Origin of the sequence: Streptomyces sp. NPDC001914 (genome assembly GCF_042891215.1) — a bacterium.
In the GTDB taxonomy this organism is placed as follows: Bacteria; Actinomycetota; Actinomycetes; order Streptomycetales; family Streptomycetaceae; genus Streptomyces.
The window spans coordinates 1-22,747 of the sequence record NZ_JBIASW010000015.1 but is presented as its reverse complement, the minus strand read 5'-3'; the positions used below and the strand labels follow the sequence as shown (position 1 = coordinate 22,747).

The window sequence follows — 22,747 nt, the reverse complement described above, 5'->3', positions numbered from 1 at the left end:
CGGTTCTGATGTCCCTGCCAAGCGCATTGGCAGGCCGTCTACCCCGTACCGGCGGGACATCCGGTTACACATGTATGTGGGGACGCTGTCCTTCGATCTGCTCCTCGGCGACGTTCACTCGCTCAAGGAGAAACGCTCTCTCGTCCGGCCGATCGTCGCCGAACTCCAGCGGAAGTACGCGGTGAGTGCCGCCGAGACGGGCAACCAGGACCTTCACCGCAGGGCGGAGATCGGCCTGGCGATGGTCTCCGGGGACACCACGCACCTGACCGACGTACTGGACCGGTGCGAACGGCTGGTCGCGGCACGACCGGAGGTGGAACTGCTGTCGGTACGACGCAGACTCCACAGCGACGAAGACTGACGAAGACCGACGCAACACGCAAGGCGAAGAAGGAGACGGACCAGTGGCCGACAACGCGCGGGCGAAGAGGCTGGCGGACCTCATCCGAGAGGTGGTGGCCCAGAAGCTGCAGCGCGGGATCAAGGACCCGCGGCTCGGCACTCACGTCACCATCACGGACACCCGGGTCACCGGGGACCTCCGGGAGGCCACCGTCTTCTACACGGTGTACGGGGACGACGAGCAGCGTGCCGAGGCGGCCGCGGGCCTGGAGAGCGCCAAGGGCGTGCTCCGTTCGGCCGTCGGCGCGGCGGCGGGCGTGAAGTTCACGCCGACGCTGACGTTCGTCGCGGACGCCCTTCCGGACACCGCGAAGACGATCGAGGACCTCCTCGACAAGGCACGGGCCTCGGACGCGAAGGTGCGCGAGGTCTCGGCCGGCGCTGCCTTCGCGGGTGAAGCGGACCCGTACAGGAAGCCGGGCGACGAGGACGACGAGGACGACTCGGCTCGATGACGCAGAAGACCAAAACGCCCGACGGGCTTGTCATCGTCGACAAGCCGTCGGGCTTCACTTCGCACGACGTGGTCGCCAAGATGCGCGGGATCGCCAGAACCCGCCGCGTCGGCCACGCGGGCACCCTCGACCCCATGGCGACGGGCGTTCTCGTCCTCGGCGTCGAGAAGGCCACCAAGCTCCTCGGGCACCTCGCGCTCACCGAGAAGGAGTACCTCGGCACGATCCGGCTCGGCCAGAACACGCTGACCGACGACGCCGAGGGCGAGATCACCTCCACGGCGGACGCCTCCGGTGTGAAGCGCGACGCGATCGACGCCGGGGTGGCCAAGCTGACCGGCGCCATCATGCAGGTGCCGTCCAAGGTCAGCGCCATCAAGATCGACGGCGTGCGCTCGTACAAGCGGGCGCGCGAGGGCGAGGACTTCGAGATCCCGGCCCGCCCGGTGACCATCTCCTCGTTCACGGTGTACGACATCCGTGACGCGGTCGCCGAGGACGGCACCCCGGTGCTCGACCTCGTCGTCTCCGTGGTCTGCTCGTCCGGGACGTACATCCGGGCGATCGCCCGCGACCTCGGCGCGGACCTGGGCGTCGGCGGCCACCTCACCGCCCTGCGCCGCACCCGCGTCGGCCCGTACAAGCTGGATGCCGCGCGCACCCTCGACCAGCTCCAGGAGGAGCTGACGGTGATGCCGATCGCGGAGGCGGCCGCGGCCGCCTTCCCGCGCTGGGACGTGGACACCAAGCGGGCCCGGCTGCTGCTCAACGGCGTCCGGCTGGAGATGCCCGACGAGTACACGGGCAAGGGCACCGTGGCGGTCTTCGACCCCGAGGGCGCGTTCCTCGCGCTGGTCGAGGAGCAGAAGGGCAAGGCCAAGAGCCTGGCCGTCTTCGCCTGAGGACCGCGCGCCCGTGCCGGGCGCGCGGCCGGTCGGACATCCGGCCCGAGGAGCGGCGGTCACGGGGACTCGTGCCCGCCGCTCGACGGTCCCCCCTCGGTTCCCCCACCCAAGGGTCTATCCATCCGACCTGCCCTTTTCACCCCATCGGGCGGGCGCTCGGAGTGAACCAGGGGAGTAGAGGGGGGCGCGTTCGCCTCACGATCTGTCCCATTGATCACCTCGCCCCTACCGTCGGAGCAGGAGCGCGGCGGGGAGGTTCGAGTATGGCGGGGCGCGGCCCGCGGACCGGGAACGAAGAGGCGGCGGACGGCACCGTACGACCGGGGGACGACGTCCTGGTACGCGTCTGCGACCCGGACGGCCGGCCGCGCGGCACGGGCTTCGCGGCCGACCACCACGGCACGGTGATCACCGGCCACGAGGTCGTCGACGGCCTGGCCCGCCTCGTCCTGCACGCCCCCGGCGGCCGTACGTGCGTGCTGGGCGCCGACGCCGTCACCCCGCTGCCGGACCTCGGTCTGGCCCTCGTCCGCACCCACGGTCTCGGCCTCGACCCGCTCCCCGTCACCCTGCGGGACCGCGTCGCGACCGGCACGTACGTCAGGGTCGCCGCGGGCGGCTGGCGCGAGGCGCGGGTGCTGGGCTCCGCAGCCGTGGCGTACCCGACCACCGGCCGGACCCGTCTCCCGTACGAAGCAATGGAGTTGGCGATCGGCACGGCGGGCGCCGACGCGCTCAGGCCGGGTGGCGGAGCGGCCGGGGGGCCCGTCCTCGACGCCCGGACCGGCGCCGTCGTCGCGGTCGTCGCCACCGCCCCGCGCGCAGCCGCCCCGGACGCCACCGCGCCGGGGGAGAGCCCGGCGAGCCGTCGCGCGCCCGGATGCGCCGTCCCCCTGCGGGGCGACGCCGGACCGCTCGCCGAACTGCTGGCCCGCAACGCGGCCACCGTGCCCGCCTACGGAGCCGATCTGAACCTCGCGGCCGCGCTGGAACTCACCGCGACCTCGGTGGGCTCGGACGGGCCGCGCCCGCCGGGCGCCGCGGGTGTGCACCCCGAGATCGTCGAACGGGCTGGGATCATCGGGGAGTTCGCGTCCTTCGAGCGCGGCCCGGCCCTCGTCCTCGGGCTCGTCGGCCCGCCCGGCAGCGGCCGTACGACGGAACTGGCCGCCCTCGCCGCGCGCCGCCTCCGGGGACCCGAGCCTGCTCCCACCCTCTGGCTGCGCGGCGCCGACCTCCGCGCCGACGACACCTCGGTGGCCGACGCGGCGGCACGCGCCCTGGAGCGCGCCGGCCGGATCGTCGCCGCCTCCCGGCGGACCCCCGGGGCGCCCGGGGCGCCGGCCGCGCGGCGTGCCCCGGCCGACAAGAGTGTCCTGCCTCCCGAGGGATACGGCGGCGAACTGGGCGACATCGCGCCGGACCGCCTGGCCGCGCCCGCGCGCGCCGCGGGCCGCCCGCTGCTCCTCCTCCTCGACGGTCCCGAGGAGATGCCCCCCGAGCTGGCCCACCGCCTCCCGGCCTGGACCGAGGCGACGACGGCCTGGCTGGCGGAGACCGGCACCCGACTGGTGATCGCCTGCCGCGCGGAGTACTGGGAACGCGCCGGGACGGAATTCCCCACGCCCTCGCTGCACGGTCCGGCCCCGGACGTGGGTGGTGCTTCGGCCCCGGACGTGGGTGGTGCTTCGGCCCCGGATGCGAGTGGCGCGGCGGTACCGAACGCGGGTGGTGTTTCGGCACCGGACGTGGGTGGTGTTTCGGCCCGGGGCGCGAGTGGCGCTTGGGGCCCGGAGGCGGGTGGTGTGGCGGTTTCGGATGCGGGTGGGCTATCGGCCCCGGACGCGAGTGACGCTTGGGTCCCGGGCGCGGGTGGTGCGTCGGCCCAGGACGGCGCTGGGGGGCTGCCCGCCTGTGTGCTGATCGGTGATCTCGGCGAGGCGGAGGCGCGGCTGGCGCGGGCGCGTGCCGGCATCCCCGAGGGCGCCCTCGTTCCGGCCGACGCCCGCCGTCCCCTGGTGCTGCGGCTGCTCTCCGAGGTGATGGCCGCACCCGTCGACCCACGGGCCGAACAGCTCGACCGCGACGACGTGTTCGCCGCTCACCTCGACCTGATGTGCCTGCGCGTCGCGGTCCGTCTCGCCGCGGCGAACGGACTGCGCGGTACCGCCGTGCGCCGGCTCGCCGCCCGTGTCTCCGGTCAGGTGCACGAGGCCGCCCGGCGCTGTCTCGGCCCCGGGCAGGGCGGGCTCGACCGGGCCGCCTTCGAGAGCGTCTTCCCCTGGGGACCCGCCCGGGGACGCCTCGCGGGCATCACCGGCTGGGCCTCCGCCGTCCTCACGGAAGGCCTCCTCGTCCCCGCCGGCGACGGCTACCGCTTCGCCCACGAGGAGCTCGCCGACTGGATCCAGGGCGCCCACCTCGACCTGGACGCCGCGCTGGACAGCCTGGTCCACCGCGGACGCGGCACCCCCGACACCCGTCCCGGCGGTACGGAGACCACGGCGTCCGGCCACGGGCCCGCACGCCGCGTCCGGCCCGTCCCGCCCGGCGCCCGGGCACCTGAGACCAGGACCCCCGCCTCCGGGGCGGGCGCGCTCCCCGTCCCCCGCCACCGGATCGGCCCCGTCGTCGAGACCCTGCTCCTGCTGGCCCGCCAACAGGCCACGGCCGAACTGACGCTCCGCATCGAGGACCTCGTCCACGCGATCGACGAGCTGCTGCCCGCGACGCCCGACCGGCTCACCGCCCCGTCCGGCGATCCCCTCTGGTGGGCCGGCCGCCTCTGCTCGACCGTCCTGCTCCGGGTGCCCGACGCGACCCCGTACATCAGCGCGCTGCGCCTGCTCACCGAACGGATCGTGGTGTGGCGGCGCCAGGGCAGAGCCGTACCGGACGGGTTCGGACCGGAGTTCTGGGTGGCCCTGCCCGTCCCGGACGCGGAACGCTTCGACCTGCTCAGGCGCCTGGTGGCCGCCGACCCCCGCAGAACCCCGGCGACCGAGCCCCCCTGCCCGGGCGGGACCCCCGCCGTCCCGCGCCACCTCGACACGGTCTCGCGGCTCCTCGCCGCCGACCCCATCGCCGTACACCGACACCTCACCCGCTGGTTCGACGACGAGCGGCCCCTGACCGCGACACCCGACGCGACCGTGGCGACGGCCGCGCAGGCCCTGCTGTACGCCCACCGGCGGCGCGCCCCGGACGATCTGACCGAGGCACTGATGGCCGCCGCCCATCCACGGGGCGACGAACTGCTGGCCGTGCTGGCCGAGGAGGAGCCGTCGGCCGTGTGCCGGGCGGTCGAGCGGTGGGCGCACGACGAACGGCCGCGACGGCGGGCGGCGGCCGTCGCCCACGGGCTGCGCGCGGCCCCGTTCGCGGCCGGCCCGGCCGACCGTGAGCCGTTGCGTCACGCCGCCCTCGCCGTCCTCGCCCGCCCCGCCGACCGAGCCCTGCACGGAGGCGCGCTCGGCATCCTCGTACAGGATCCGCTCGCGCGGGCCCGGTGCCTGCCGCAGGCTCTGGAACGCTTCGCGGCCGGTGACCCACGGCTGCCGGCGAGCGCGCTGGCCGCCGCGGTCGGCACCGACCCGGAGCCCGTGCTCGCCGCGTTCCGCGACCGGCTGCGGCGGCTCGGACCCGATACGGCGGAGCTGCTGGCCGCCCTCGCGGACGTCACCACACCCGCGCTGGCCCGCCCGGTCGCGGCGCTGGTGCGGGAGACCGTGGAGCTGTGCCCCGGAGTCGCCGCGTACCTGGCCGCCGACGTGGACCGGCGCATCGACCACGGCGGTGCCACCCGAGGAGCATTGTTCCCCCTGGTCAGCGGACTGCTGGAGACATGCGGCACGCCGCTGCGGAGCGCGCTCGCCCAAGTCCTCGCGACACCGGGGGACCAGGCACCGGGGGATCGGGCGCCGGCGCCGCTGCGGCGCGAACTGCTCGATCTGCTGCTGGCGCACGAGCGCGATCCGGTCGTTCTCGACACCGTGCTGAGAGCCGCCGCCGACGGACTCGACCGCAGGGGCGAGACCTCCACCCGCGAGCTGGTGCACCGCGTCGGCCTCCTCCTCGTCCGCACCCCGGCCGGCGCCACCGCCTTCGACCGGGGCCTGGCCGACCTGGCCCGGCGCCTGCCCGGCTTCGCGGCCCTGCTGGCCCGCTGGGTGACCGGAACTCCCGCGGAGTGGTCCGGTCTCCTCGGCCCCGGCACCCGCCGCCTGATCGAGCACCTGGCCGGGGCGAGGGCTCCCGCCTGAAGCACGGCCGGACACCTCGACACACCCGGCACCGGACACCGCGACGCACTCGGCACCGGACACCCCGGCGCTGAGCGATCGGTCACAGCCTGATGCCGATGCAAGCCGGGAGCGCACGGCATGGCACCCTTAGAGCTGCGAATAAGGCAATCACGGACACGGGTTCGACAAGGAGCGGTCACAGTGCAGCGCTGGCGTGGCTTGGAGGACATCCCCGAGGACTGGGGGCGCAGCGTCGTCACCATCGGTTCCTACGACGGGGTGCACCGCGGACACCAGGTCATCATCAGGCATGCCGTGGACCGCGCCCGCGAGCTGGGCGTCCCCTCCGTCGTGGTCACCTTCGACCCGCACCCCAGCGAGGTCGTGCGCCCCGGCAGCCACCCCCCGCTGCTCGCCCCGCACCACCGCCGCGCCGAACTGATGGCCGAGCAGGGCGTCGACGCCCTGCTCATCCTGCCGTTCACCACCGAGTTCTCGAAGCTGTCGCCCGCCGACTTCGTGGTGAAGGTGCTGGTCGACAAGCTGCACGCGAGGGCGGTCGTCGAGGGCCCCAACTTCCGCTTCGGCCACAAGGCCGCGGGCAACGTCGACTTCCTGCGCGAGCAGGGGGAGACGTACGACTTCGAGGTCGAGGTCGTCGACCTGTTCGTGTCCGGCGAGGCGGGCGGCGGCGAGCCGTTCTCCTCGACCCTCACGCGGCGCCTCGTCGCCGAGGGCGATGTCGAGGGCGCGCGCGAGATCCTCGGCCGGCCGCACCGCGTCGAGGGCGTCGTCGTCCGCGGTGCGCAGCGCGGCCGCGAGCTCGGCTTCCCCACGGCGAACGTCGAGACCCTCCCGCACACCGCGATCCCCGCCGACGGCGTCTACGCCGGCTGGCTGCACGCCCAGGGCGAGGCCATGCCCGCCGCGATCTCCGTGGGAACGAACCCGCAGTTCGACGGCACCGAGCGCACGGTGGAGGCGTACGCCATCGACCGCGTCGGCCTCGACCTCTACGGCCTGCACGTCGCCGTCGACTTCCTCGCGTTCGTGCGCGGCCAGGCCAGGTTCGACTCCATCGAGGCGCTGCTGGTGGCCATCGGCGACGACGTGAAGCGCTCCCGGGAACTGATCGAGGCGTACGACGGGGAGTAGTCCTTTCCCGTCCTGCCCGGCCCGCTCGCATACGTGAAGACCCGCACCGTCCGTGAACGGTGCGGGTCTTCACGGTCTTCCGGCGACCGGCCCCTCGACGGAGCCGGTCGCCGCTCCTACTGCTGCGGCGGCGCCGGAGGCGGCGGGGTCTGCCCCTGGTGCGGCGGGTAGGGCTGACCGGGCTGGAACTGCTGCCCGGGCTGGGGCGGCTGCGGGTAACCCTGTTCCGGTGCCTGCGGGTATCCCTGTCCCGGCGCCTGCGGATAGGGCTGACCGGGCTGCGGCGGGTAGGGCTGCCCCGGCTGGGCGTACGGCTGTTCCTGCTGCGGCTGCGGGACCTGACCGGGCGCGGGCTGTCCAGGAACGGGCTGTCCGGGCACGTACTGACCGGGCACGTACTGCCCCGGCATCGGCGGCGCGGCCACCGGCGGCGGGTTGCCGTCGTTGGTCCACAGGCCGTGCGACTGCTGGTGCCGCGCGAAGTCCTCGGCCACCATCGCGGAGAGGTTGAAGTACGCCTCGCGCACCTTGGGCCGCATCATGTCGAGGTCGACCTCGGCACCCGCGGCCAGGTGCTCGTCGAACGGCACGGTCACGACCCCGCGGCAGCGCGTCTCGAAGTGGCTGACGATGTCGTCCACCTTGATCATCTTGCCGGTCTCGCGCACTCCGGAGATGACCGTGATCGACCGCGACACGAGATCCGCGTACCCGTGTGCCGACAGCCAGTCCAGTGTCGTACTGGCACTGCTCGCCCCGTCGACCGACGGCGTCGAGATGATGATGAGCTGGTCGGCGAGATCGAGCACCCCGCGCATCGCGCTGTACAGCAGGCCCGTGCCGGAGTCGGTCAGGATGATCGGGTACTGCTTGCCCAGCACGTCGATCGCGCGCCGGTAGTCCTCGTCGTTGAAGGCCGTGGACACGGCCGGGTCGACGTCGTTGGCGATGATCTCCAGCCCGGAGGGCGCCTGGGAGGTGAACCGCCGGATGTCCATGTACGAGTTGATGTACGGGATCGCCTGGACCAGGTCGCGGATGGTGGCCCCGGTCTCGCGGCGCACCCGGCGGCCGAGCGTGCCGGCGTCCGGGTTGGCGTCGATGGCGAGGATCTTGTCCTGACGCTCGGTGGCGAGCGTGGAGCCGAGCGCGGTGGTCGTGGTCGTCTTGCCCACACCGCCCTTGAGGCTGATGACGGCGATCCGGTAGCAGGAGAGCACCGGGGTCCGGATCAGCTCCAACTTCCGCTGCCGCTCGGCCTCCTCCTTCTTGCCGCCCAGCTTGAACCGGGACTGCGCGGCGGCCGGACGGCCGCTCTTGACCTTCTGGCGCTTGTTGTTGAGCAGCCGGTCGGAGGACAGCTCCACCGCCGCGGTGTAACCGAGCGGCGCCGCACCGGGGTTGGTCGGCTGCCGCTGATCGTGCCGCACGGGCTGCGGCCAGGCGGTACCGGTCCGCGGGTCGACGGGGGCCGTCGGCGCGACGGGCTGCTGCTGCACGGGCGGCGGGCCCGGCTGGTACGGGGGCTGCTGCTGAGCCGGCGCCGGGTGGGGCGGGGCGGCCTGCGGCTGCGCGAGGTCGTAACCGGGCTGCGGGGCAGGCGAGTCGACCGCGGGCTGCGGGAATCCGTAGCCCGGCTGAGGAGCGGGAGCGGGAGCAGCGGCGGGCGCAGGAGCGGGAGTTGGGGCCGGGGTGTGTGGCGGCACGGCGTCCGACACGGGCGGAGCGGCGGGGCCGGGCTGCGGGAACCCGTAGCCGGGAGCCTGCGGGGCGGTGCCGGGGTGGGCCGCCTGCTGGTCCTGGGGCGCGGTGTTCGGCTGCGGGAATCCGTAACCGGGGGCGGGTTGTACGGGGGCCTGGTGCTCAGGCGCGGGAGTGCCCTGCTGCGGGAATCCGTAGCCGGGCGCGGGCTGTGCGGGGGCCTGGTGTTCCGGGGCGGGGGTGTTCTGCTGCGGGAATCCGTAGCCCGGGGCCTGGACGGGCGGGGTCGCCGGAGCGGGGGCCGGAGCGGAGGCGCCGGGCTGAGGGAAGCCGTAGCTGCCCTGCGGGGCGGACGCCGGGTCCGGGGCGCCGGACTGCGGGAACCCGTAACTTCCCTGCTGCGGCACGGCGGCGGGAGCCGCAGGAGCCGGAGAGGGCGCTGCCTGGGGCTGGACCTGCGGGGGAGCCGGCACGGGCTGCGGCGCCGCGGACTGGAACGGCTGGCCGGGGGCGGGTGCGGGCGCCGGGGCGGGCGGCTGGAAGGGCTGGCCGGGGGCGGGTGCCTGGGCGGCCGGGGGCTGGAACGGCCGGCCCGGTGCCGGGGTCACGGGTGCCTGCTGCGGTGCCTGGCTCTGCGGTACTTGACTCTGCGGGGCCGGCACGGGTTCCGTCGTGGCGGGCCACTGCGGAGCCGGTGCGGGAGCGGCGGGCTGGTAGGAGGGCGGCAACGGCGGCAGTCCCCCCTGCGGCATGGGCGGCGGAGCCCAGGCGGGGGGCGCGGCCTGCGCACCCTCGGGCTCCTGCGGCCGGACCGCGGGCGCGGCGTCCTGGGGCTCGCCGTCCTGAGGCACCGCGTCCTGAGGGCCGGCGTCGCGGGGCGCGGCGTCCTGAGGCTCGTACGCGGCGACGGCGGGCGCACCGGAGTCCGTACCGGCGTCGGTGGGGACTTCACCGTCGGTCCCGGCCGAAGCGGCAGCCGGTTCCTCGATGGACCCGGAGCCGGGGGGAGCGGCGACGGCGTCGGCCGGGTTGGCCCGGTCGGCCACAGGTACGTCGGCCACGCCCGCGCGCTGGGACTGGGAGGCCGCCTCCAGCGACTGATAGGCGAGCACGGGATCGACGACGGGCGCGGGCGCGGGCTCGGGCGCGGGCACGGCCACGGGCTGGCTGGGCGCCGCCCGGCCGGTCTGGTCGGCGTCCTCCGGCCGGACCGGAGCCTCGCTCGCGGCGTCGGCCGCGTCCTCACCGGGCACCGTGCCGTCGTCCACCCGGTCGTCGGCTTCGGCGACGGCGGTCCCGGTCTCCTCCGTGCCCTCGGCCTCTACGGCCCCGCCGTCGGTTCCGGCGGCGGACGCGTCCTCGTCCTCGGTACCGGCGTCCTCGGAAGCCGTCCGTTCCGCGATCTCACGCTGCAGCGCGACAGCGGAGAACCGCATGGTCGCGCCGCTTTCAAGGTCTCCGTTCCCGGAGTCCTGAGCGTCGGAAGCGGCGTCGGAAGCGGCGATGGGAGCGGTGGCGGGGGCGGCCGGGGGAGCCGCAGGCGTCCACGGGGTCTGGAATCCCCCCGCGGGAAGGTTCGGCAGCGCGGTCGGGCCGCCCGCTTCGGCCACCGGAGCCGGTGCCTGAGCCGGAACAGGAGCCTGTACGAGCCCGGGCGCGGGCGCGTGAGGCTGCACGACGTGGGGCGGTGCGACGGGCGGCCGCACATCCTCGGGACCAGCCGCGGGATCAGCGTCGGGACCGTCGACGGGGGCCGGGCCGGTCACCGCGGCAGCCGTCGGACCGCCGTCGGCGTCCGCCGGGCCCTCCGCGACAGGCGCGTCACCTGTGGGCGCCGGACTCTCGGAACCCCGTGACGCGTGCGGCTCGCCGGCATCCGTCACGCTCTCGGCGTCCTTCGGACCGTCGGACTCCTCCGAGCCGACCAAGCGCTCCGACTCCTCCGGCTCCTCCGAGTTCTCAGGGCCGTCCGAGTCCTCCGAGACGCCCGCGCCCCCCGGGTCCCCGGAACCGTCCGAGGCGTTCTGCGTGTACCAGGCGGGCGGCGCGTAGTCGATGGTGAACTCGCCCGTCGTCTCGACGGCGGACTCGGCGTCGGACTGGTCATCGCCGGGCGTGGCCCAGCCCCCGCGGATCCCGCCCCGATCGCTGTTCACAATTCCTCCTGGTGTGGCCGAGCACCCGCAATCCGTGCCGGGTCGACCGTCTGCTTGTCGTCCGTTGACGTTCACGGACGACCGAGGCCGCCCGAAGTCCGTACGAGGTCGCCCGAATTGACCGGCTCCCCCGATAACGCGAGCCCCCCGTCCAAGGGTTCAGGCGTCGCGCCGGTCCCAGCCTAATCACCATGACTGTTCGCGGGGCAGGCCCGTCCACCGCACCAGGGCGGCCCGTTACGGCACACCCTGCCCAGAAGTGGCGTACCCACGCTCACTATTGACCCTGAAAGCGGACAAACAATGGCATCCGCAAGGCTGCTTGGAGCGGGGCCGGGCAGACAGAAGGGCCGCCGCGGAAGACTCCCCGCACCGGCCCCCGGTTCCCGGCGGTTCCCGACGGTCCGCTACTCCGTCGGCACACCACCCGCGTGCGGAGCCGGCTTCAGATCGAACTCGCCGTCCCGCGCACCCAGCACGAAGGCCCGCCACTCGGCCTCCGTGTACCGCAGGACCGTCCCGGGATCGAGCGACGACCGCATGGCCACCGCGCCCCCGGGCAGGTGAGCGATCTCGACCCGCTCCTCGTGCTCCTCGGTGCCCGGCGCGCTCTGCCATTCGGCGCCGGAGATGTCGAGTGCGTAGAGCTCGTCCTTCTCCCGCTCCTTGCGCGCCCTGACGTCGTTCTCCGCTTCCTCGGCCATGTTCCGCCGGCCCCTTCCCCACGTACGAATGACCTCTGCCGTCACCCTAGTGGCCCGGCCCACACCGTCCGGGGAGGTTCACGGACCCGGACAGACGTATCCGCCCAGGCTGGTACCCTGTGTAACGGCCGTTTGTGTACGCACCCCCGGAGCGCCGCTCTGGAGGCCGCGCCCAGCGGATCCCCGCCTCCCGAGTTACGGAAGCTCCCCTGAGAAGTGGACCAGGGGCACTCGGTGGCACACATGAGACTACGAGGAGTACGCGTGTCGCTCGACGCCGCTACGAAGAAGCAGATCATCAGCGAGTTCGGTCAGAAGGAGGGCGACACCGGCTCCCCCGAGGTCCAGGTCGCCATGCTCTCGCGCCGCATCTCGGACCTGACCGAGCACCTCAAGACGCACAAGCACGACCACCACTCCCGCCGTGGTCTGCTGATCCTGGTCGGTCAGCGTCGCCGCCTTCTCCAGTACCTGGCCAAGAAGGACATCCAGCGCTTCCGTACGCTGGTCGACCGCCTGGGCATCCGCCGCGGTGCGGCGGGCGCCAAGTAAGACGCCGTGAAGGGGAGCGGTTCCCACATCTTGGGGACCGCTCCTTTTGCTGTATGTGCCGTCGTGCGCGCTCTCTACGTGCGGAGTGTCACCGACGCTTTGTAGTGTGGTAGCACAACGCAATACGCAGGAAACAGCACGTACGAACACAGCGTGACGACGCCGTACCCGCCGGGTAGGGCATCGCACGACAACGAACGAGGAGAAGCGCGCCTCATCGCCGCCGGTCCTCGGTAGTGGCCCCCGGGCACAGAGCCCCGGGTGCTTCGATCGAAGACCGGCCCGCACGAGAAGGAGCGCTTCTCCGCCACCGTCCCCCTGCCACACGGGCAGGACGGGACGAAGACGAGGAGAAAACGCTAGTGGAGAACGAGACCCACTACGCCGAGGCCGTTATCGACAACGGTTCCTTCGGCACCCGCACCATCCGCTTCGAGACGGGCCGCCTGGCCAAGCAGGCCGCAGGCTCCGCCGTCGCGTACCTGGACGACGACACCATGGTGCTGTCGGCCACCAGCGCTTCCAAGAAGCCCAAGGACCAGCTCGACTTCTTCCCCCTGACGGTCGACGTCGAGGAGCGGATGTACGCCGCGGGCAAGATCCCCGGCAGCTTCTTCCGCCGTGAGGGCCGGCCCTCCGAGGACGCGGTCCTCACCTGCCGCCTCATCGACCGCCCGCTGCGTCCGTCCTTCAAGAAGGGCCTTCGCAACGAGATCCAGGTCGTCGCCACCATCATGGCGCTCAACCCGGACCACCTGTACGACGTCGTGGCGATCAACGCCGCCTCCGCGTCCACGCAGCTCGCCGGCCTTCCCTTCTCCGGCCCGGTCGGCGGCGTCCGCGTCGCGCTGATCAACGGTCAGTGGGTCGCGTTCCCGACGCACACCGAGCTCGAGGACGCCGTCTTCGACATGGTCGTCGCCGGTCGCGTCCTGGAGGACGGCGACGTCGCGATCATGATGGTCGAGGCCGAGGCCACCGAGAAGACCATCCAGCTCGTCAAGGGTGGCGCCGAGGCGCCGACCGAGGAGGTCGTGGCCGCCGGTCTCGACGCCGCGAAGCCCTTCATCAAGGTCCTGTGCAAGGCGCAGTCGGACCTCGCCGCGAAGGCCGCCAAGCCGACCGCCGAGTTCCCGATCTTCCTCGACTACCAGGACGACGTCCTGGAGGCCCTCACCGCCGCGGTCAAGAGCGAGCTCGCCCAGGCGCTCACCATCGCCGGCAAGCAGGACCGCGAGGCCGAGCTGGACCGCGTCAAGGAGATCGCCGCCGAGAAGCTGCTCCCGCAGTTCGAGGGTCGCGAGAAGGAGATCTCCGCCGCGTACCGCGCGCTGACGAAGAAGCTTGTCCGCGAGCGCGTCATCAAGGACAAGGTCCGCATCGACGGCCGCGGCGTCACGGACATCCGTACGCTGGCCGCCGAGGTCGAGGCCATCCCGCGCGTGCACGGCTCGGCGCTGTTCGAGCGTGGCGAGACCCAGATCCTGGGCGTCACCACCCTCAACATGCTCCGCATGGAGCAGCAGCTGGACACCCTCTCCCCGGTGACCCGCAAGCGCTACATGCACAACTACAACTTCCCGCCGTACTCCGTCGGTGAGACGGGCCGCGTCGGCTCCCCGAAGCGCCGCGAGATCGGCCACGGCGCGCTCGCCGAGCGCGCGATCGTGCCGGTCCTGCCGACCCGCGAGGAGTTCCCCTACGCGATCCGTCAGGTGTCCGAGGCGCTCGGCTCCAACGGCTCGACGTCCATGGGCTCGGTCTGTGCCTCCACGATGTCGCTGCTCAACGCCGGTGTGCCGCTGAAGGCCGCCGTCGCGGGCATCGCCATGGGCCTCATCTCCCAGGAGATCGACGGCCAGACGCACTACGTCGCCCTCACCGACATCCTCGGTGCGGAGGACGCGTTCGGCGACATGGACTTCAAGGTCGCCGGCACCAAGGAGTTCGTGACCGCCCTCCAGCTCGACACCAAGCTGGACGGCATCCCCGCCTCCGTCCTGGCCGCGGCCCTCAAGCAGGCCCGCGACGCCCGCCTCCACATCCTCGACGTGATGATGGAAGCGATCGACACGCCGGACGAGATGTCCCCGAACGCCCCGCGGATCATCACCGTCAAGATCCCCGTGGACAAGATCGGTGAGGTCATCGGCCCCAAGGGCAAGATGATCAACCAGATCCAGGAGGACACCGGCGCCGAGATCACGATCGAGGACGACGGCACCATCTACATCGGTGCCGCCGACGGCCCGGCCGCCGAGGCCGCCCGTGCCACGATCAACGGCATCGCCAACCCGACCATGCCGGAGGTCGGCGAGCGCTACCTGGGCACCGTCGTGAAGACGACGACGTTCGGCGCGTTCGTGTCGCTGCTCCCGGGCAAGGACGGTCTGCTGCACATCTCGCAGATCCGCAAGCTCGCCGGCGGCAAGCGCGTGGAGAACGTCGAGGACGTCCTCGGTGTGGGCCAGAAGGTCCAGGTCGAGATCGCCGAGATCGACTCCCGCGGCAAGCTCTCCCTGATCCCCGTGGTCGAGGGCGAAGGCGACGATGAGAAGAAGGACGACACCGACCAGTGACGTCGAGTAGCTCCACGACGACGGCCCGCACCTCTTCGGAGGCGCGGGCCGTCGCCCGTACCCAAACCCTCATCAAGGGCGCGAACGGCATCGGCACGGTCCGCAAGACCACCCTGCCCGGCGGGCTGCGCATCGTCACCGAGACGCTCCCCTCCGTGCGCTCCGCCACGTTCGGCATCTGGGCGCACGTGGGCTCCCGCGACGAGACGCCGTCCCTGAACGGCGCCACGCACTACCTGGAGCACCTGCTCTTCAAGGGCACCAGCCGCAGGTCCGCGCTGGACATCTCCTCGGCGATCGACGCGGTCGGCGGCGAGATGAACGCGTTCACGGCCAAGGAGTACACGTGCTACTACGCACGCGTGCTCGACACCGACCTGCCGCTGGCCATCGACGTCGTCTGCGACATGCTGACCGGCTCGCTCATCCTCGAGGACGACGTCAACGTCGAACGCGGCGCCATCCTCGAAGAGATCGCGATGACCGAGGACGACCCGGGCGACTGCGTGCACGACCTGTTCGCGCACACGATGCTCGGCGACACCCCCCTCGGCCGCCCGGTCCTCGGCACCGTCAACACCGTCAACGGCCTCACCGCGGACCGCATCCGCCGCTTCTACAAGAAGCACTACGACCCGACGCACCTCGTCGTGGCCTGCGCGGGCAACGTCGACCACAACAAGGTCGTACGTCAGGTCCGTGCCGCCTTCGAGAAGGCCGGCGCCTTCAAGAACGCCACGGCCGACCCCATCGCCCCGCGCGACGGCCGGCGCAGCATCCGCACCGCCGGCCGGGTCGAACTCCTCGGCCGCAAGACCGAGCAGGCCCACGTCGTCCTCGGCATGCCGGGCCTGGCCCGCACCGACGACCGCCGCTGGGCCCTCGGCGTCCTGAACACCGCCCTCGGTGGCGGCATGTCCTCGCGCCTGTTCCAGGAGGTCCGCGAGAAGCGCGGCCTGGCCTACAGCGTGTACTCGTACACCTCGGGCTTCGCCGACTGCGGCCTCTTCGGCGTCTACGCGGGCTGCCGCCCGAGCCAGGTCCACGACGTCCTCAAGCTGTGCCGCGACGAGCTCGACCAGGTCGCCGAGCACGGCCTCTCGGACGACGAGATAGGCCGCGCCATCGGCCAGCTCCAGGGCTCCACGGTCCTCGGCCTGGAGGACACCGGCGCGTTGATGAACCGGATCGGCAAGAGTGAGCTGTGCTGGGGCGAGCAGATGTCGGTCGACGACATGCTCGCCCGGATAGCGTCGGTCACCCCGGACGAGGTCCGCTCCGTCGCGCGTGACGTCCTCGGACAGCGGCCCTCGCTGGCGGTCATCGGCCCGGTCAAGGACAAGCAGGCGTCCCGGCTGCACGACGCGGTCGCGTAAATCCCGTCTCGGTAAGGAACCAAGCAATGAGCAAGCTGCGCGTGGCGGTCCTCGGTGCCAAGGGCCGGATCGGAGCCGAGGCGGTACGAGCCGTCGAGGCCGCCGAGGACATGGAGCTGGTGGCCGCGCTGAGCCGCGGCGACAAGCTGGAGACGCTGGTCGAGGCCGGCACCCAGGTCGTGGTCGAACTGACCACCCCGGCCTCGGTGATGGGCAACCTCGACTTCTGCGTCCGGCACGGCATCCACGCGGTGGTCGGCACGACCGGCTGGACCGAGGACCGTCTCGCCCAGCTGGGCACCTCGCTCGCCGCGTCCCCGGAGACGGGCGTGCTCATCGCGCCCAACTTCTCCATCGGGGCCGTCCTGACGATGAAGTTCGCCGAGGCCGCCGCGCCGTACTTCGAGTCCGTCGAGGTCGTCGAACTGCACCACCCGAACAAGGTGGACGCCCCGAGCGGCACCGCCACGCGCACCGCCCAGCTCATCGCCGCCGCCCGTGAGCGCGCCGGCAGCGCCCCGCAGCCCGACGCCACGGTCACCGCCCTGGACGGCGCCCGCGGCGCCGACGTCGACGGCGTCCCGGTGCACGCGATCCGGCTGCGCGGTCTCCTGGCCCACCAGGAGGTCCTTCTCGGCGGTGAGGGCGAGACCCTGACGATCCGCCACGACTCCCTCCACCACAGCAGCTTCATGCCGGGCATCCTGCTCGGAGCCCGCCGCGTGGTGACCACCCCGGGCCTCACCTTCGGCCTGGAACACTTCCTCGACCTCGGCTGAGCCGGGGACGTACGACAGTTAGCCGGCAGACATGCGCGCGAAGATCACCTATGCCATCACGGCCGCCGTCCTGGTCGTCTATTTCGTCCTGGTCGGCAGCCGGGGGGTGCTGCTCATCCAGAACGGCACCCTGATCACCGTCACCTTCGGGGTCGCGGTGCTCATCCTGCCGGTCATCGGCATCTGGTTCCTCTGGCAGAACACCCAGTTCGTCCGGAAGGCCAACCGGCTCGCCGCCGTGCTCGACTCCGAGGGCGGGCTGCCCGTCGACGAGCTGCGGCGCACCGAGGGCGGCCGCATCGACCGCGACTCGGCCGACGAGGTCTTCGCCCGCCGCAAGGCCGAGACCGAGGACGCCCCGGACGACTGGCGGAGCTGGTTCCGCCTCGCCGTCGCCTACCACGACGCCCGTGACACCCCGCGCGCCCGCAAGGCCATGCAACGGGCCATCGCCCTCCACGAGGGCCGGACCCTGGAAGCCTGACCGAGGCCGTACGACGAAGGGGCCGGCCCGCGCTCGACGCGGACCGGCCCCTTCGTCGTGACGTCTCAGGCGCGGCGGTACTCCTCGGCCCACACCTCGACGACGTCCGCCGCCCGGTCGAAGGCCTCGGCGCGCGCCAGGAAGTCGGCGTTGTGCGTGGTCATGAGCGGCGGCACGTCGCCGGGCGCGCGATTCGCGCTCACCAGCGTCAGGGCCTGGCCCTGGACCGTGCGCGGCAGGCCCAGCCAGCGGACCGGCTGCTGCACCGTGCGCACCGTCACGACCTGCTGCCACGGAGTCGTCCGGGTGGCGAAGAAGCCCACCCGGCGCAGCCCCCGGGCGCTGACCCACACCCCCATGCGCAGCAGGCGCAGCGCGCACAGGATGACGACCGCCGCGACGGCCATGCAGGCCGCGGCACCGGACAGCGTCCCGGCGACGGCGATGATCACGGCGGCGACGAGCACGTACGAGGCGAGCAGCAGGACGAGCGCGGCCGCACCCACCCGCCAGGGGCCGGGCCGGTAGGGACGCCGCCAGCGGTCGCGGTCGTCGAAGGGCAGCGCGACATCCTCGGCCGCCTCGTCAAAGGCGCGGTCCGCCGTCAGGAAGGGCAGGGGCACGACTGATCCTCACTCGATCCACACACGGGCTGTGCCCGGTGAGGTTATCGAGCCGGTTGCCGGCTCACCACCCTTGGGGGTCCGGAAGGGTCAGCGGTCGTCCGACGCCACGGAGTGCTGCGTCTGCGCAGGTGACGGATCCTGTGACAGGGCGGGCATTCCGAATATCAGGGACCCGGCTATCCCGGCGGCCAGGGTGAGGCCGAAGAGCACCCGGCCGGCTATCTGCCCGGCGGAGGACCGCTCGCGGGGCGGCGGGGCGACATTGCTGCGGAACGAGTCGGCTTCGGCGGTGAAGGCGAACGGGACGGGCGGCGCGCTGGGGGCACCTCCCGGCGGCAGCTGGGGGAGGGACATGGGCGGTGCTTCTCTCTCGGGGGGTATGCGGGGGTGCTGTGACGTGATCCGGGTGATCCGGGCGACCTGGGTGATCCGGTGGCAAGCGGCGTGAACCTCTCGAACACGTCGCTCTCACTCATACAGACGGCCGAACGTTACAAGAGGTGCCCGGAATCACCGAATTCGCAGAAGTTCGCCGATGAATGTCGCGGCACGGCACCGAACGCCCGTTGTCGGTGCCGGGCCGTAGAGTGGTCGCCGCCCGAGCCAGTGATGGGAAGGACCCCGCGCACCGTGACCGACACCCCAGCCGACGACCTCAAGCCCAGCTTCCGCGGCGATGTCACCGTCGAGCTGATCAAGCACACGGCCTCCGACGCCGACGTGCTGTTCGCCGCCCGCGTCTCCACCGCCGGTGAGCAGTCGCTGGAGGAACTGCAGAAGGACCCGGAGCGCTCCAAGGGCCTGATCAACTACCTGATGCGGGACCGTCACGGCAGCCCCTTCGAGCACAACTCGATGACCTTCTTCGTCAGTGCGCCGATCTTCGTCTTCCGCGAGTTCATGCGGCACCGCGTGGGCTGGTCGTACAACGAGGAATCGGGCCGCTACAGGGAGCTGGAGCCGGTCTTCTACGTTCCCGCCGAGGACCGCAAGCTGGTCCAGCAGGGCCGCCCCGGCAAGTACGAATTCGTCGAGGGCACTCCCGAGCAGCACAGGACCGTCACCACGGCCATGGAGGAGTCCTACCGGCAGTCCTACGCGGCGTACCAGGAGATGCTGCGGGCCGGTGTCGCCCGCGAGGTCGCCCGCGCCACTCTTCCGGTCGGTCTCTTCTCCTCGATGTACGCCACGTGCAACGCCCGCTCGCTGATGCACTTCCTCGGCCTGCGCACCCAGCACGAGCTCGCCAAGGTGCCGTCGTTCCCCCAGCGGGAGATCGAGATGGTCGCCGAGAAGATGGAGGCGGAATGGGCCAGGCTCATGCCGCTCACACACGCGGCGTACAACGCCAACGGGCGCGTGGCGCCGTAACACGCCACCGCGCACCGGCCCGGCACAGATGTACGGATCAGTCGAGCGAAGTGTCCGTATTGCGGCATTTCGCGAAGTTCATCTAGCCTGATCAAACGGACCCGGCACTGCTTGAACCCCCGAGCAGGCAGTGCCGGGTTCCACCTTTGTCATGCTTTGTCGTGGTCCCCGAGGGCAGACCACGCGGTGAGCAGCGAGTAGCGTATTACCCATGGCTCCGACCTCCACTCCGCAGACCCCCTTCGGGCGGGTCCTCACCGCCATGGTCACGCCCTTCACGGCGGACGGCGGACTCGACCTCGACGGCGCTCAGCGGCTCGCGACCCACCTGGTGGACGCAGGCAACGACGGCCTGATCATCAACGGCACCACCGGTGAGTCCCCGACCACCAGCAACGCGGAGAAATCGGAGCTCGTACGCGCCGTGCTGGAGGCGGTCGGCGACCGCGCCCACATCGTCGCCGGCGTCGGCACGAACGACACCCGCCACAGCATCGAACTCGCCCGCGACGCGGAGAAGGCCGGCGCGCACGGCCTGCTCACCGTGACGCCGTACTACAACAAGCCCCCGCAGGAGGGCCTGTACCGGCACTTCTCGGCCATCGCCGACGCGACCGAACTGCCGGTCATGCTCTACGACATCCCCGGCCGCAGCGGCGTACCGATCAACACCGAAACCCTGGTGCGGCTCGCCGAGCACCCGCGTATCGTCGCCAACAAGGACGCCAAGGGAGACCTCGGCCGCGCGAGCTGGGCGATCGCCCGCTCCGGCCTCGCCTGGTACTCCGGCGATGACATGCTGAACCTGCCGCTGCTCTCCGTCGGCGCGGTGGGCTTCGTGTCCGTGGTCGGTCACGTCGTCACCCCGGACCTGCGCGCGATGCTCGACGCGTACCTCTCGGGGGACGTCCAGAAGGCCACCGAGATCCACCAGAAGCTGCTCCCCGTCTTCACCGGCATGTTCCGCACCCAGGGCGTCATGACGACCAAGGCCGCGCTCGCCCTCCAGGGCCTGCCCGCCGGTCCGCTCCGCGCCCCGATGGTCGAACTGTCGCCCGAGGAGACCAGCCAGCTCAAGATCGATCTTGGCGCCGGCGGGGTAGAGCTCTAACCACAGACTTCACAACTGAATACGCATGATCCGCGGGCCACGGGCCCGCACCCCACACAACAGCTACTGCACGAACGTCACGCGCGCCACGTGCCTTGCCAGGTACGTGGCGCGCGTGGTGAGGAGAGTCTTTTGAGTCATCCGCATCCTGAACTCGGCAAACCGCCGGTCCTCCCGAAGGGCGGCCTGCGCGTCACCCCGCTCGGCGGCCTCGGCGAGATCGGCCGGAACATGACGGTCTTCGAGTACGGAGGCCGTCTGCTGATCGTCGACTGCGGAGTGCTCTTCCCCGAGGAGGAGCAGCCCGGAATCGACCTGATCCTGCCGGACTTCACGTCCATCAGGGACCGCCTCGACGACATCGAGGGCATCGTGCTCACGCACGGCCACGAGGACCACATCGGCGGCGTCCCGTTCCTCCTGCGCGAGAAGCCGGACATCCCGCTGATCGGCTCCAAGCTGACCCTCGCGCTCATCGAGGCGAAGCTCCAGGAGCACCGCATCCGGCCCTACACGCTCGAAGTGGCCGAGGGCCACCGCGAGCGCGTCGGCCCCTTCGACTGCGAGTTCGTCGCGGTCAACCACTCCATCCCGGACGCCCTCGCGGTCGCCATCCGCACCCCCGCGGGCATGGTCGTCCACACCGGCGACTTCAAGATGGACCAGCTCCCGCTGGACGGCCGGCTCACCGACCTGCACGCGTTCGCCCGGCTGAGCGAGGAAGGCATCGACCTCCTCCTCTCGGACTCCACGAACGCCGAGGTCCCCGGATTCGTCCCGCCCGAGCGCGACATCCAGAACGTGCTGCGCCAGGTCTTCGCGAACGCCAGCAAGCGGATCATCGTGGCGAGCTTCGCCAGCCACGTGCACCGCATCCAGCAGATCCTCGACACCGCCCACGAGTACGGCCGCAGGGTCGCCTTCGTCGGCCGCTCGATGGTCCGCAACATGGGCATCGCGCGTGACCTCGGCTACCTGAAGGTCCCGCCGGGCCTCGTCGTCGACGTCAAGACGCTCGACGACCTCCCGGACCACGAGGTCGTCCTCGTCTGTACGGGATCCCAGGGCGAGCCGATGGCGGCGCTCTCCCGGATGGCGAACCGCGACCACCAGATCCGGATCGTCCAGGGCGACACGGTGATCCTCGCGTCGTCGCTGATCCCCGGCAACGAGAACGCGGTCTACCGCGTCATCAACGGCCTGACCCGCTGGGGCGCCAACGTCGTCCACAAGGGCAACGCCAAGGTGCACGTCTCGGGTCACGCCTCCGCGGGCGAGCTCCTGTACTTCTACAACATCTGTAAGCCGCGCAACCTGATGCCGGTCCACGGCGAGTGGCGGCACCTGCGCGCCAACGCCGAGCTGGGCGCCCTGACCGGCGTCCCGCACGACCGGATCGTCATCGCCGAGGACGGCGTCGTCGTCGACCTGGTCGAGGGCAAGGCGAAGATCTCCGGCAAGGTCCAGGCCGGGTACGTCTACGTCGACGGTCTCTCCGTCGGTGACGTCGGTGAGCCCGCGCTCAAGGACCGCAAGATCCTCGGCGACGAGGGCATCATCTCGGTCTTCGTCGTGATGGACGCCAGCACCGGCAAGCTCACCGGCGGCCCGCACGTGCAGGCACGTGGCTCCGGCATCGACGACGCCGTCTTCGCCGACGTCATTCCGAAGATCACGGAGGTCCTGGAGCGCTCGGCCCAGGACGGTGTGGTGGAGCCCCATCAGCTCCAGCAGCTCATCCGCCGCACGCTGGGCAAGTGGGTGTCCGACACCTACCGCCGGCGCCCGATGATCCTCCCGGTCGTCGTCGAGGTCTGACGGCCCGCAAGGTCTCAACCAGGAGCGGGCCGCCCCGATTTGCATCGGGGCGGCCCGCTCCAGTACGTTTACGTCTCCGCATGAACGGGAACCCCGAAGCTTCATGCTCCGGAGGCAGACCCGAACGGGGCGGGAATTCCGACTCAGAAGTTCTGATAAAGTCGGAGTCGCTGGAAAGGGAAACGCGGAAGCGGATTACCTGAAAAGCACCGAGGAAATCAGGTCCTGAAAGATCTGATAGAGTCGGAAACGCAAGACCGAAGGGAAGCGCCCGGAGGAAAGCCCGAGAGGGTGAGTACAAAGGAAGCGTCCGTTCCTTGAGAACT

17 protein-coding genes are annotated in these 22,747 nt (G+C 71.7%); 13 read left to right on the top strand and 4 right to left on the bottom strand.

From position 1 onward, the window contains the following. Positions 1 to 70: 70 nt before the first annotated feature. From ACFYYF_RS32270 to ACFYYF_RS32250, 5 genes are all read left to right on the top strand, one after another. Positions 71 to 364: a DUF503 domain-containing protein gene (locus ACFYYF_RS32270; RefSeq protein ID WP_361682972.1), complete on the top strand. Its 294-nt coding sequence runs from the start codon at positions 71 to 73 to the stop codon at positions 362 to 364. A gap of 43 nt (positions 365 to 407) precedes the next feature. Continuing rightward, positions 408 to 860 (top strand): 30S ribosome-binding factor RbfA, encoded by a 453-nt coding sequence (gene rbfA / locus ACFYYF_RS32265; RefSeq protein WP_361682970.1) that lies wholly within the window; start codon positions 408 to 410, stop codon positions 858 to 860. Then, on the top strand, positions 857 to 1,762 hold the full coding sequence (truB, locus tag ACFYYF_RS32260; RefSeq protein WP_388781013.1) for a tRNA pseudouridine(55) synthase TruB: 906 nt from the start codon (positions 857 to 859) through the stop codon (positions 1,760 to 1,762). The genes rbfA and truB overlap by 4 nt, the downstream gene beginning before the upstream one ends. Positions 1,763 to 2,028: 266 nt before the next feature. Further along, positions 2,029 to 6,027 (top strand): trypsin-like peptidase domain-containing protein, encoded by a 3,999-nt coding sequence (locus ACFYYF_RS32255; RefSeq protein WP_388781012.1) that lies wholly within the window; start codon positions 2,029 to 2,031, stop codon positions 6,025 to 6,027. 183 nt (positions 6,028 to 6,210) lie between these two features. Further along, positions 6,211 to 7,164 (top strand): bifunctional riboflavin kinase/FAD synthetase, encoded by a 954-nt coding sequence (locus ACFYYF_RS32250; RefSeq protein WP_388781011.1) that lies wholly within the window; start codon positions 6,211 to 6,213, stop codon positions 7,162 to 7,164. A gap of 116 nt (positions 7,165 to 7,280) precedes the next feature. Here the strand turns inward: ACFYYF_RS32250 and ACFYYF_RS32245 are convergent, their stop codons facing one another. Continuing rightward, on the bottom strand, positions 7,281 to 11,021 hold the full coding sequence (locus ACFYYF_RS32245) for an SCO5717 family growth-regulating ATPase (RefSeq protein ID WP_388781010.1): 3,741 nt from the start codon (positions 11,019 to 11,021) through the stop codon (positions 7,281 to 7,283). Positions 11,022 to 11,428: 407 nt separating this feature from the next. After that, the gene (locus ACFYYF_RS32240) at positions 11,429 to 11,725 is read right to left on the bottom strand and encodes a DUF397 domain-containing protein (protein WP_388781009.1); all 297 of its coding nucleotides are present in this window, start codon (positions 11,723 to 11,725) and stop codon (positions 11,429 to 11,431) included. 264 nt (positions 11,726 to 11,989) lie between these two features. Between ACFYYF_RS32240 and rpsO the strand changes: the two genes are divergently transcribed. The 5 genes from rpsO (at position 11,990) to ACFYYF_RS32215 (ending at position 17,495) form a co-directional block, all read left to right on the top strand. Beyond that, positions 11,990 to 12,277 carry a 30S ribosomal protein S15 gene (rpsO, locus tag ACFYYF_RS32235; RefSeq protein WP_028802543.1) on the top strand — a complete coding sequence of 96 codons (288 nt, stop codon included), beginning with the start codon at positions 11,990 to 11,992 and terminating at the stop codon, positions 12,275 to 12,277. Positions 12,278 to 12,639: 362 nt separating this feature from the next. Further along, entirely contained in the window at positions 12,640 to 14,856 is a 2,217-nt protein-coding gene (locus tag ACFYYF_RS32230) for a polyribonucleotide nucleotidyltransferase (RefSeq protein WP_365485894.1), read from the top strand. Then, a complete protein-coding gene (locus ACFYYF_RS32225; RefSeq protein WP_361694998.1) occupies positions 14,853 to 16,232 on the top strand; it encodes a pitrilysin family protein in 1,380 nt (459 codons plus the stop codon). The genes ACFYYF_RS32230 and ACFYYF_RS32225 overlap by 4 nt, the downstream gene beginning before the upstream one ends. Before the next feature lie 26 nt (positions 16,233 to 16,258). Further along, positions 16,259 to 17,011, top strand: coding sequence for a 4-hydroxy-tetrahydrodipicolinate reductase (gene dapB / locus ACFYYF_RS32220; protein WP_388781008.1), 753 nt, complete (start codon positions 16,259 to 16,261; stop codon positions 17,009 to 17,011). A gap of 31 nt (positions 17,012 to 17,042) precedes the next feature. Further along, the gene (locus ACFYYF_RS32215; RefSeq protein WP_361694995.1) at positions 17,043 to 17,495 is read left to right on the top strand and encodes a hypothetical protein; all 453 of its coding nucleotides are present in this window, start codon (positions 17,043 to 17,045) and stop codon (positions 17,493 to 17,495) included. Between the two features lie 65 nt (positions 17,496 to 17,560). Here the strand turns inward: ACFYYF_RS32215 and ACFYYF_RS32210 are convergent, their stop codons facing one another. Further along, complete coding sequence (locus tag ACFYYF_RS32210; RefSeq protein ID WP_388781007.1) at positions 17,561 to 18,118, bottom strand: hypothetical protein; 558 nt, start codon at positions 18,116 to 18,118, stop codon at positions 17,561 to 17,563. A 90-nt stretch (positions 18,119 to 18,208) separates the two neighbouring features. Next, positions 18,209 to 18,475 (bottom strand): hypothetical protein, encoded by a 267-nt coding sequence (locus ACFYYF_RS32205; RefSeq protein WP_388781006.1) that lies wholly within the window; start codon positions 18,473 to 18,475, stop codon positions 18,209 to 18,211. Positions 18,476 to 18,751: 276 nt separating this feature from the next. Here ACFYYF_RS32205 and thyX point away from each other — a divergent pair, with 276 nt between their 5' ends. The 3 genes from thyX (at position 18,752) to ACFYYF_RS32190 (ending at position 22,421) form a co-directional block, all read left to right on the top strand. Further along, positions 18,752 to 19,492, top strand: coding sequence for an FAD-dependent thymidylate synthase (thyX, locus tag ACFYYF_RS32200; RefSeq protein ID WP_361694989.1), 741 nt, complete (start codon positions 18,752 to 18,754; stop codon positions 19,490 to 19,492). 211 nt (positions 19,493 to 19,703) lie between these two features. Next, positions 19,704 to 20,603 carry a 4-hydroxy-tetrahydrodipicolinate synthase gene (gene dapA / locus ACFYYF_RS32195; protein WP_355767956.1) on the top strand — a complete coding sequence of 300 codons (900 nt, stop codon included), beginning with the start codon at positions 19,704 to 19,706 and terminating at the stop codon, positions 20,601 to 20,603. Between the two features lie 132 nt (positions 20,604 to 20,735). After that, the gene (locus ACFYYF_RS32190) at positions 20,736 to 22,421 is read left to right on the top strand and encodes a ribonuclease J (protein WP_361694986.1); all 1,686 of its coding nucleotides are present in this window, start codon (positions 20,736 to 20,738) and stop codon (positions 22,419 to 22,421) included. Positions 22,422 to 22,747 lie beyond the last annotated feature (326 nt).